This window comes from Streptomyces sp. NPDC051286 (genome assembly GCF_044455345.1).
Taxonomy (GTDB): domain Bacteria; phylum Actinomycetota; class Actinomycetes; order Streptomycetales; family Streptomycetaceae; genus Streptomyces.
The window spans coordinates 39,322-49,307 of record NZ_JBITER010000019.1; the positions used below are offsets into that span (position 1 = coordinate 39,322).

10 protein-coding genes are annotated in these 9,986 nt (G+C 69.8%); 3 read left to right on the forward strand and 7 right to left on the reverse strand.

Annotated elements, in window-relative coordinates; all coding sequences use genetic code 11:
• Positions 1 to 181: 181 nt before the first annotated feature.
• From ACIBB8_RS20355 to ACIBB8_RS20385, 7 genes are all read right to left on the reverse strand, one after another.
• Positions 182 to 1,843, reverse strand: coding sequence for a dipeptide ABC transporter ATP-binding protein (locus ACIBB8_RS20355; protein WP_398953983.1), 1,662 nt, complete (start codon positions 1,841 to 1,843; stop codon positions 182 to 184).
• Positions 1,840 to 2,829: an ABC transporter permease gene (locus ACIBB8_RS20360; RefSeq protein ID WP_366694160.1), complete on the reverse strand. Its 990-nt coding sequence runs from the start codon at positions 2,827 to 2,829 to the stop codon at positions 1,840 to 1,842. The genes ACIBB8_RS20355 and ACIBB8_RS20360 overlap by 4 nt, the downstream gene beginning before the upstream one ends.
• Positions 2,826 to 3,824 (reverse strand): ABC transporter permease, encoded by a 999-nt coding sequence (locus ACIBB8_RS20365; RefSeq protein ID WP_366694159.1) that lies wholly within the window; start codon positions 3,822 to 3,824, stop codon positions 2,826 to 2,828. The genes ACIBB8_RS20360 and ACIBB8_RS20365 overlap by 4 nt, the downstream gene beginning before the upstream one ends.
• A 2-nt stretch (positions 3,825 to 3,826) precedes the next feature.
• On the reverse strand, positions 3,827 to 5,551 hold the full coding sequence (locus ACIBB8_RS20370) for an ABC transporter substrate-binding protein (protein WP_398953985.1): 1,725 nt from the start codon (positions 5,549 to 5,551) through the stop codon (positions 3,827 to 3,829).
• Between the two features lie 232 nt (positions 5,552 to 5,783).
• Positions 5,784 to 5,879 carry an Ms4533A family Cys-rich leader peptide gene (locus ACIBB8_RS20375; protein WP_358860501.1) on the reverse strand — a complete coding sequence of 32 codons (96 nt, stop codon included), beginning with the start codon at positions 5,877 to 5,879 and terminating at the stop codon, positions 5,784 to 5,786.
• Between the two features lie 166 nt (positions 5,880 to 6,045).
• Positions 6,046 to 7,434: a DUF3152 domain-containing protein gene (locus ACIBB8_RS20380; protein WP_398953987.1), complete on the reverse strand. Its 1,389-nt coding sequence runs from the start codon at positions 7,432 to 7,434 to the stop codon at positions 6,046 to 6,048.
• Positions 7,419 to 8,381, reverse strand: coding sequence for an alpha/beta fold hydrolase (locus ACIBB8_RS20385; RefSeq protein WP_398953989.1), 963 nt, complete (start codon positions 8,379 to 8,381; stop codon positions 7,419 to 7,421). Before ACIBB8_RS20385 ends, ACIBB8_RS20380 begins: the two co-directional genes overlap by 16 nt.
• Before the next feature lie 110 nt (positions 8,382 to 8,491).
• On the opposite strand from ACIBB8_RS20385, the gene ACIBB8_RS20390 reads away from it, so the two are divergent.
• The 3 genes from ACIBB8_RS20390 to ACIBB8_RS20400 all read left to right on the forward strand — a co-directional run bounded on the left by ACIBB8_RS20390 (position 8,492) and on the right by ACIBB8_RS20400 (position 9,893).
• Positions 8,492 to 8,707 carry a hypothetical protein gene (locus tag ACIBB8_RS20390; RefSeq protein ID WP_345510504.1) on the forward strand — a complete coding sequence of 72 codons (216 nt, stop codon included), beginning with the start codon at positions 8,492 to 8,494 and terminating at the stop codon, positions 8,705 to 8,707.
• A 168-nt stretch (positions 8,708 to 8,875) separates the two neighbouring features.
• Positions 8,876 to 9,517 carry a TetR/AcrR family transcriptional regulator gene (locus ACIBB8_RS20395; RefSeq protein WP_030915445.1) on the forward strand — a complete coding sequence of 214 codons (642 nt, stop codon included), beginning with the start codon at positions 8,876 to 8,878 and terminating at the stop codon, positions 9,515 to 9,517.
• 148 nt (positions 9,518 to 9,665) lie between these two features.
• Positions 9,666 to 9,893 (forward strand): DUF3107 domain-containing protein, encoded by a 228-nt coding sequence (locus ACIBB8_RS20400; RefSeq protein ID WP_366137933.1) that lies wholly within the window; start codon positions 9,666 to 9,668, stop codon positions 9,891 to 9,893.
• The last annotated feature ends 93 nt before the right edge of the window (positions 9,894 to 9,986 follow it).

Below are 9,986 nucleotides of genomic sequence, written 5' to 3' on the forward strand. Positions count from 1 at the left end.
GCCCCGGCCCCCGGGCGCCGGGCCCGCGGGGTGGGCCCCCCCCGGGGGGCCCCCCCGTAGGGGGTGCGGGGGGGGGCGCGCGGGGGGGTTGACCGGCCCGCCACCGAAAGGGGTGAACCGTCGTAACTTTCCCGCCCCCGTAGCGTTCTGTCGCGCTATGAGGGTGATCGGTTACGCAAGGTCAGGCTGCGGCCAGCTCCTTGCGGGCCGCCCTGCGCACCGTCGCGAGCGCCGGATCGAGCGCGGGTACGGAGGCGAGAAGCTGCCTGGTGTACGGATCCCGCGGTGCCCCGTAGACCTCGTCGACGCTGCCCTGTTCGACGATCCGCCCCTGCCGCATCACCGCGACCCGGTCGCTGACCTGCCGGACGACGGCGAGGTCATGGGCGATGAAGACCAGCCCGAGCCCGAGTTCCCGCTGGAGTTCGGCCAGGAGTGCGGTGACCTGCGCCTGGGTGGTGACATCGAGCGCGGAGACCGGTTCGTCGCAGACGATCACCTTGGGGTCGGCGGCGAGTGCGCGGGCGATACCGACGCGCTGGCGCTGTCCGCCGCTGAATTCGTGCGGGTAGCGGTCGTACCGGTCGGGGTCGAGCCCGACGCGTTCCAGCAGTTCCCGGACACGGCTCCGGATCCTCGTGTCGTCGAGGACGCCTGCGGCGCGCAGCGGATCGGCGACGGATTCGCCGATCGAGCGGCGTGGGTTGAGCGAGGCGACGGGGTCCTGGAAGACCATCTGGAGCTCGCGCCGGTACGGCCGCAGTGCTTTGTCGGGCAGGGAGCCGATCTCCGCACCCCCGTAGTGAAGCCTGCCCCCGGTCGGGTCGAGGAGGCGTACGAGCATCCGGCCGAGCGTTGTCTTGCCGCTGCCGCTCTCGCCGACGATGCCGAGTGTCTCGCCGCGGTGGACGGTGAGGGAGACGCCGTCCACCGCGATGAACCGGCCGCTGCCGCGTCCGAATTCGCGCCGCAGGCCGACGGCTTCGAGCAGCGGCTCGCCATCGCCCGCACCCCGCGGCTCCGGGATGGGCACCGCACCCTTCACGTCCGGCGCCACCCGCGTCGCGTCCACCCGCGGGACCGCGGAGAGGAGTTCGCGGGTGTACGGCCGACGGGGCGCACCGAGCACGTCGGCGACCGGCCCGCTCTCCACCTCCCGGCCCGACTGCATGACCAGCACGTCGTCGACGCTCTCCGCCGCGACGCCCACGTCATGGGTGACCAGCAGCAGTCCCATGCCCGTTTCATGGCGCAGGTGGTGCAGCAGGTCGAGGATCTGGGCCTGGACGGTGACGTCCAGCGCGGTCGTCGGTTCGTCGGCGATCAGCAGCTGCGGCTCGCAGGCGAGCGCCATCGCGATGAGGGCGCGCTGCCGCATCCCGCCGGAGAACTCGTGCGGCCGGGACCGGGAACGCCGTGCCGCGTCGGGGATGCCGACCCGGTCGAGGACCTCCACGGCCCGCGCCCGCGCCGCCCGCCGTGAGGCACGCGTGTGGACCCGGTACACCTCGGCGATCTGGTCGCCGACCGCGTAGTACGGGTCCAGGGACGACAGCGGGTCCTGGAAGACCATCGCGGCCCCCGCCCCGCGAAGCGCCCGCAGTTCCGTGTCGTCCGCCGTCTGTACGTCCACGCCCGCGACCCGGATCGAGCCGCCGACGGTGGCGCCTGTCCCCCGGTGCAGTCCGAGCAGGGCGTACGCGGACGCGCTCTTGCCGGAGCCGGACTCACCGACGACACCGAGCGCGGCGCCCGCCTCCAGCGTGAACGAGAGGCCGTCCACCGCACGGACCATACCGAAGTCGATCGTGAGGTCCTTGACCTCCACCAGCGGAAGTGTCATGACAGGACCACCCGTCGGTCGGCCACCGCGTACAGCACATCCGCGACGGCATTGGCGAGCACCACAAAGAATCCGGTCACCAGCACCATGCCGACGACGACGGGCAGGTCGACGACCTTGACGGCGTGGACGAGTTCGCGCCCGATGCCGGGGATGCCGAAGAGTGATTCGGTGAGCACCGCGCCGCCGAACATCGAACCGAAGTCGAGCGCGCTGAGCGCGATCACGGGTGCGAGTGCACCGCGCAGCGCATGCCGCCCGATGATGGCCCGCTCGCTGACTCCGTACGCCCGAAAGGTGCGGACATGGTCTTCGGCGAGCGTCTCCAGCATGGAGCTCCTGGTCAGCCGGGCGTACTTGGCGGACTCGATGAGGGCCAGCGACACCCAGGGCAGCAGCAAGCCCCAGGCCCACTGCTGCGGGTCCTCGCTGAACGGCACATATGTCGGGGACGGCAGCCACTGCAGGGTCGAGCAGAAGACGATGATGAGCAGCAATCCGATGACGAAGACGGGCGTGGCCGTGCCGGCCAGCGTCAGCCAGGTCAGGACGCGCTCGGTGAATGTGCCGCGCCGCCAGGCGGACAGCACACCGGTGCCGACGCCGAGCGCCACCCATCCCACGAAAGCACCGATCACGAGCGAGCCGGTGACTGGCAGCTTGGTGAGGATCAGCTCGGTGACCTGCTGATCGCTCTGGTACGAGACGCCGAGGCAGGGCACACCGCAGTGCTCGACACCCGTACCGGTGGAGAAGTCCCGTCCGGCGACCAGGCCCTGGAGGAAGTGCCAGTACTGCACGTACACCGGGTCGTCGAGCTGTAGCTGCTCGGTGACCTGTGCGACCTGGGCAGGCGAGCAACGCGGGCCGCAGGCGAGCTGGGCGACATTGCCTGGGGCAACGTAGAAGACCGCGTACAGGACGACGGTGAGGGCGAGGAGCACGAAGACGGCTCCGCCGAGCCTTCGCAGCAGAAACCCGGTCATGCCTGGGCCTCCTTCTTGCGTTCCTTGCGGCCGGTGCCGATCCGCAGCCGGGACGCGGCGCGCGGGTCGAGTGCCGTACGGACACCCTCACCGAAGACGGTCAGCGCGAGCACGGTCACGAAGAGCAGCCCGGCGGGCAGCAGAAGATAGGTGGGGGCCGCCTGGTACCAGGTGTCGGCCTCGGTGAGCATCTGCCCCCAGGACGGAGTGGGCGGTTTGATGCCGACCCCGAGGAAGGACAGGGCCGCTTCGACGACGATGTTGGTGGGGAAGAGCAGTGCGGCGTACGTGATGACGGGCGCGGCAAGCGAGGGCAGCAGTTCGCGTCGGGCGATGCTCCACTTGCCCCGCCCGCTGAGCCGGGCCGCCGAGACGAAGTCGAGCGATTTCAAGGTGAGGGCCTGTGCGCGCACGATCTTCGACGTACCGGCCCAGTTGATCCCGCCGATGACCAGGGCGATCAGTACAGGCCGAGGGAAGGACGACGGGACGATCGCGAGCAGCGCCAGCGCGATCACCATGATCGGCAGGGCGACATTGATCTCGGTGATACGGCTGAGGATCTGGTCGACCCACCGGTTACCGAGGGCCGAGGCGACGCCGACGACCAGGCCGATCGCGACCTGGAGGATGGTGGCGACGACGGCGACACCGAGCGAGACACGGGCCCCGTAGACGATCCGGGCGAACAGGTCGCGGCCGGTCTGCGGTTCGACGCCGAGCCAGTGGTCGGCGCTGATGCCGCCGAACGGGCCGATGGGAACACCGCCGGCCGCGGAGTCGACGAGGTCGGGGTGGTACGCGTTGGGGTCCTGGCCCGCCAGTGCCGTGAGCAGTGGCGCGGCGAGTGCGACCAGGACAAGCAGGAGGACAACGACCGCCGCGGCGGTGGCCGCGCGCTGTGCGCGCAGCCGCCGCCAGAACAGCCGGGCCCCTGAAGGGGGAGCGGCCACCGGGGCCGCTCCCGCCTCCTGGGCCAGCAGAGATTCCGACATGGCTACTTGACCGCGACCTGGGAGATATCGAGGACGCCGGTCCAGTCACTGATCACGACGTTCTTGATGTCCTGCCCGAAGAGCCGCTTGTAGATCGGGTGGAAGAGCGGCACGGTCAGCGCCTGCTCACCGGTCTTCTTGTCCAGGGCGCCCCAGCGCTGAGCTGCGGCATCCAGGTCGGTCAGCTTGTTGATCTCGTCGATCTCCTTGTTGACCGCCTGATCGTTCAGGAAACCGCTGTTGAAGTTGGCGCCGTCCTTGACGATCTGGCGTCCGTCGAAGATCGGTGCGAGGAACGGTCCGCCGGACGGCCAGTCGGCACCCCAGTGGGCGAGGAAGAAGCCCGGCTCCTTCGTGGCGCTGTGAGTGGTGTCGGAGTAGTCGTTGCCTTCCAAGCCCTGGAGCTTGACGGTGATGCCGGCCTTCTTGAGGGCGTCCTGGATGGCGGTGGCGATTTCCGGGCTGGTCTCGAAGTTCTTCTCGTTGGAGTGCGTGAGCGTGATGGTCAGGCCCTTGGCGTAACCGGCCTCCTTCAGCAGCTCCCTGGCCTTCGCCGGGTTTCCGGTCTTGCCCGCCGGGAAGTGGTCGTACGGCGTGTAACCGAAGGACTTCTGGTTCGGCAGGTACGTGGTGGCGGGCTCGGCGAGCGCGGAGCCGCCGGCCGCGTTGATGACCGAGGTGCGGTCGACGGCGTACGAGATCGCCTGGCGCACCTTCGGGTTGTCGAACGGCTTCACCTTCGGGTTGAAGGCGATGTAGTTCGTGTAGCCGAAGTGGCCGGTGCCGACACGGGCGGCGAGCGTCTTGTCGCCGGTGACCTTGGCGAGCTCGGCCGGCCCGAGGTTGGTGTCGGTGGTGACTGCGGCGGCGTCGGCGCCCTGCGAGGCGGAAAGCCGCTGGTTGATGACGGCGGAGTCGAGCCCGGAGCGTACGTCGATCCGGTCCGGGTACGCCTTGCGCTCCTCGTCGGTGGCGGCCGACCAGAACGTGTTGCGCTCCAGGACGAGGCGCTCGCCGTCGCCCTCGTTCTTGACGACCTTGTACGGACCCGAGGAGATCGGGTGGTTCTCGTACTTCGTGCCGGTGTCCTTGGCCTTCGGCACGGGGGTCGTCTGGGTCTGCGTCGCCAGGTAGGGGAACTCGCCCTCCGGCTTGTTGAGGTGGAAGACGATCGTCTTCGCGTCGGGCGTCTCGATCGAGGCGAGGCCCTTCTTGTCCTTGTACGGGCCCTGGTAGTCGGCGCCGCCGATCAGCCAGTCGCGCAGGTAGGGCGCACCGCCCGAGAGTTCGGCAGCGAAGGAGCGCTCGATGCCGTACTTGATGTCGGCGCTCGTGATCGCGGTGCCGTCCTCGTACTTCAGGCCGTCCTTGAGCGTGTACGTCCAGATGGTGGCGTTCTTGCTGGGCGTGCCCAGGTCGGTCGCCAGGTCGGGCACGACCTTCGCACCGGCCGCGCCGTCCTCCCGGTTGCGGGTGGTCAGCGTACGGAAGACCAGGGACGGGACGTTGCCGCCACCGGAGGTGTAGAGCCGCGCGGGGTCGAAGTCCTCCTGCGGGTTGCTGTTGAGGACGGTGAGCGTGCCGCCCTTGGCGGGCTTGCCCGCCGCGCCGGATGTGCCGTCGCTGCCCTTGCTGTCCTGGGGCCCGCACGCGGCGGCGCCCGAACCCACGACGAGAACCACGACGGCCGCTGCCGCGCGGCGCGATATGACGGACGGTTGACGCATCGGAAGATGACCTCTCGGAGTACTGCTGACGGAAGAAGGCTGAACAAGGGTCCGTGCAGGCAGCAGCGAGGGTGCGGGGTGGGACAACCGGTCAAGGATCAGGATGAACCGGACCGGGGCACCAGAACTGCCGCGCCTGCGGACGGAGTACGCCCGGCGCGGCAGTCGGGAAGAGCCGTTCCCTGCGAGACAGGGCTCGGGGAAAGGGAGTCGACGCGCGCTCAGGCAGGCGTCAGCAACAGTGAATGTCGGCGACGCTGTGCCCGGTCACACCGATGAGCGCCAGCTCTATGGCGGCGCGTTCGAAGGTGACGGGCTTGCGTGACATGCCGAGAAATATGCGCGACGGCACCCTTGATGTCAACGCGGAATAAGACAGTCGTCCCACATGCCGGACACTCTCTCCAAGGGTCGGACGCCCGGCCCGCTCGCGGGCATCGGCCGGAGGGCAGCCGGTGGCAGCCGGGCAGGGCCGACGGGCGGTCCGGCCGGACTCAACCCCTCGGATACACCCAGGCGTTGGGGCGGCACTTGATGCCGTCGATATCGAGGGACTTGGTCTGCTGCTGCATCACGGGAGCCAGGGCGCCCGGCGTGCGGCAGCTCACATGATTGTGACCCAGCCGGTGGCCGACCTCGTGATTGATCAGCATCTGGCGGTAGGAGAAGAGCTTCTCCGGGCCGAACGTCGACGATCCCTGCGCCCAGCGATAGGCGTTGATCATCACGCGCTCGGTCGCCGCCGAATCGCACGAGACGTTGTCTTCGGTCGTATCGAGACCCGACTTCCCGCACCAGTCACCGGTGGTTCCCGGGCTGGCCAGAGTGATCACGAAATCCGGATGGCCCGAGGCGATCCGCTCGAAAGTCATGGCGCCGTCGTGCGCCCAACTACGGTCGTCATTAAGGGTTTTCTGGACCGCCTCGGCAAAAAGTCCGGCGTCGAGACCGAGACCTTTCTCGACATCGATCCGATAGCGATACTTATGCCCCCGGCCCGGCGCCTTCGCTGTTCCCGGGACCGTCTCGAAGCGTCCGGAACCCTTGAGTTCCGGAGCGAGCGGATAGGCCATGGCCATCTTCTGCTCGTACGAAAGAGGCGCGACCGCCGCCGCTTTCGGCGTCTGCCGGTCGTCCGAGCGGGAGGAGGTGTCCTCGCCACCGTCCCGGTCGACACCCGCCCCGGGGGCGGCCGTGCCGACCCGCCCACTGCTGTCGTGCGCGACCTGGCCGGCCACGACCACCGCCAGCACGGTGGTGACGGCGGCGGCCGCGACACCGGTGAGGGTGCGCCCCTTGCCGCCTCTGGTGACCGGCGGGGCATCGGCGTCGCCGGGAGCCGGCTGCTCGTCCCCGTCGCCGACCGAGGTGAACGGGTCGACCGGCGGGGCCGGCGGGACGGACGGGGAACGAGGCGCGGGGGGCGCGGGCGGTGCATCGAAGGCGTCGACGAACTCCCGCCGCGGACCCGGTATCAGCGACCTCGGACCGGCTGCGGGCTGCCGGTCCGAGGTCCCCTGCGGCACCGGCCGGGCCACGGGCCGAGGCGTCTGCGGCGACCCGGGCCGCAGACCCGGGAAGCCCGGCCGCCCCGGAGCCTGCCGGTCGCCGAACACCGGCTGCGGTCCGGTCCCCCAGCCGCCGCCCGGATCGCGCTGCTCGGGATGGCCGCCGCGCACCTTCGGGACCCCCTGGAACGGAGTGTGCCCGTCCGTGCCGGACTGTGCCCCGGCCACCTTCCTGCGCCGTCCGCTGCCGGGCTCCACCCGGATCGCCTCACGAGCGCCGCCCCGGTCCGCCGCAGCGGCATCGATATCTCGCTCGTCGGCTTGGGGCCCTTTTCGGCTATGTCGTCCCACGCCCCGGATCAGCTCCCGCCGCATTCGTCGAGCAGTTCCCGGAACGCCTGGGCGACCGCTTCCGGGTACTCCATCATCGCCACGTGCCCGGCATCGGGCAGTGTCAGCAGCCGCGAATCGCGGAAGGCCGCGGACGCTCTGCGTGCCATCCGGTACGAGACGAGCTGGTCCCGCCCTCCGTACACGAGCTGGGTCGGCGCGAGCACACGCTCGGCCTGGCGCCACAGTCCGTGCTGCCCGCCCAGCGTGTACGCATCGACGATGCCACGCGCCGAGCGCGCCATCGCATCCCAGAAGTACGGCAGTTCCAGCCGTCGCTCCATTTCCGCCACCGCTTCGCGGAAGCCGGCTTCGGAGACGCGTGCCGGATCGCCGTAACAGAGTGCCATGACTCCGCGCGTCCGTTGTTCCGCCGTCATGTCCTTGGTCATCCGGGAGAACAGGGATGCGACCCCCGGAACGGCGAGCAGTCCGGTCGGCACGGCGGGCCACTGCACCCGGATCTCGGGCAGCGCCGGCGAGATGAGGGTGAGCGTCCGCACCAGGTCGGGGCGGACGGCCGCGACCCGGGTGGCCACCGCGCCGCCGAGCGAATTACCGAAGAGATGGACGGGGCCGCGCTCCCCCGCGTCCAGAAGCCGGATCACCGCGCGGGCGTGTCCGGTGACCGAGTAGTTGCCGTCGTCCGGTGGCGGGGAGTCCCCGAAGCCGGGCAGGTCGACCGCCTCGCCGTCCACCACGTCCTGGAGCAGCGGCATCAACGCCGACCAGTTCCGCGAGGAACCGCCGAGCCCGTGCACGTAGAGCGCGGACGGCAGCCCGGTCCGCTCCGGCGGCCGGGCGCGGACGTTCAGCGTCAGGCCAGGGAGCGCGACGGAGCGCAGCTCCTCCCCCTCGGCAACCCGGACGGTGCTCACCGTGGGGGCCGCCGCAGCGGCGGCTCGGACTCCCGGCAGCTCGGTCGAAGACATGCGGCAATGTTACGAGACGATCACGCTGTGGTTCATGTGTTCGCCGTCACAGATCGCATAGCGCCGTGCCGGGGTAGCTCCTACGCTCGAATCTAAGGAAGGGAGTCACCATGACGGTCGACCCCAGCGACCCGGAGACCTTCGAGAGAATTCAGCCGGACGAGCCGGACCCGGAGGCACCCGAGGCTGACGCGGCCGAGCAGCAGGCCGATCTCCAGCCGAGGAGCGACGATCCACTCACGGATATCGACCGGGACACCGCAAACGAGGCGGATGCGGCGGAGCAGGCGCGCGTCGTCGCGGAGGACGAGGACGATTACCGCTGATACGCCCCGCTTTGCCGGGCAGGTCGACGAATCTGTGGCTACCGCAGCCGTCCGGTCCGTGAAATTCTGCGTCCGCGCCGCGCGCACCCGGGTTACTCAAAAGTACGATGGCTGTACGGCGCAGCGTGCAGAAAAAGGCTGTGTTCGATCACAATTTTGGGAGGCGGCGTGACAGCCATCGAGCAGACAGAGGCGGCGCGCCCGCGGGGCACTCGCCTGCCTCGCCGCGCCCGACGCAACCAGCTGCTGGGCGCCGCGCAGGAGGTCTTCGTCGCGCAGGGTTACCACTCCGCCGCGATGGACGACATCGCCGAGCGGGCCGGTGTCAGCAAGCCGGTGCTCTACCAGCACTTCCCGGGCAAGCTGGAGCTCTATCTGGCTCTGCTCGACCAGCACTGCGAATCGCTGCTGCAGGCGGTCCGTACCGCGCTGGCGTCGACGACGGACAACAAGCTCCGGGTCGCCGCGACGATGGACGCCTATTTCGCGTACGTCGAGGACGAGGGCGGCGCCTTCCGGCTGGTCTTCGAGTCGGACCTGACGAACGAGCCGGCGGTACGGGAACGGGTCGACCGGGTCTCGCTGCAGTGCGCGGAGGCGATCTCCGACGTCATCGCGGGGGACACGGGGCTCTCCAAGGACGAGTCGATGCTGCTCGCGGTCGGTCTGGGCGGCGTGTCCCAGGTCGTCGCCCGGTACTGGCTGTCCAGCCAGTCGGCGATCCCGCGCGACACGGCGGTACAGCTCCTCACCTCGCTGGCCTGGCGTGGCATCGCCGGGTTCCCCCTGCACGGCATCGATCAGCACTGACGTCCGGCCGGCGCTCCTCAGTGTCCGCGGTGCGTGTTCGCTGCGGGCGTTGCCTGCCGACCTCTGACAGCTCCACTCACCGGGCTAATGTGTGGTGCGTACGGCGCGGCTCACGCGCAAGAGGACTGACCGTCGGAGGGACATAGCCGTGGAGGTCAAGATCGGCGTGCAGCACGCACCCCGGGAGATCGTTCTGGAGAGCGGAGTTTCCGCCGAGGAGGTCGAAAGCGCGGTCGCCGAGGCTCTGACCGGCAAGACGCAGCTGCTCAGCCTCACGGATGACAAGGGCCGCAAGGTCCTGGTGCCGGCCGACCGGGTCGCCTATGTGGAGATCGGCGAGCCGAGCACGCGGCGGGTGGGGTTCGGCGCGCTGTAGGGACCAAGGCACCGCAGTTCGAAGCGGCCCGGAGGGGTGTACCCCCTCCGGGCCGCTTCTGCGTTCCGCTGCTGCTCCGCACCGGTTACCGCG

Coding starts and splice junctions, on each gene's coding strand:
- ACIBB8_RS20390 (WP_345510504.1), top strand. CDS start 8,492: ATGACGGTCGACCCCAGCGACCCGGAGACCTTCGAGAGAATTCAGCCG.
- ACIBB8_RS20360 (WP_366694160.1), bottom strand. CDS start 2,829: ATGACCGGGTTTCTGCTGCGAAGGCTCGGCGGAGCCGTCTTCGTGCTC.
- ACIBB8_RS20375 (WP_358860501.1), bottom strand. CDS start 5,879: ATGTCACGCAAGCCCGTCACCTTCGAACGCGCCGCCATAGAGCTGGCG.
- ACIBB8_RS20365 (WP_366694159.1), bottom strand. CDS start 3,824: ATGTCGGAATCTCTGCTGGCCCAGGAGGCGGGAGCGGCCCCGGTGGCC.
- ACIBB8_RS20385 (WP_398953989.1), bottom strand. CDS start 8,381: ATGTCTTCGACCGAGCTGCCGGGAGTCCGAGCCGCCGCTGCGGCGGCC.
- ACIBB8_RS20355 (WP_398953983.1), bottom strand. CDS start 1,843: ATGACACTTCCGCTGGTGGAGGTCAAGGACCTCACGATCGACTTCGGT.
- ACIBB8_RS20380 (WP_398953987.1), bottom strand. CDS start 7,434: ATGCGGCGGGAGCTGATCCGGGGCGTGGGACGACATAGCCGAAAAGGG.
- ACIBB8_RS20370 (WP_398953985.1), bottom strand. CDS start 5,551: ATGCGTCAACCGTCCGTCATATCGCGCCGCGCGGCAGCGGCCGTCGTG.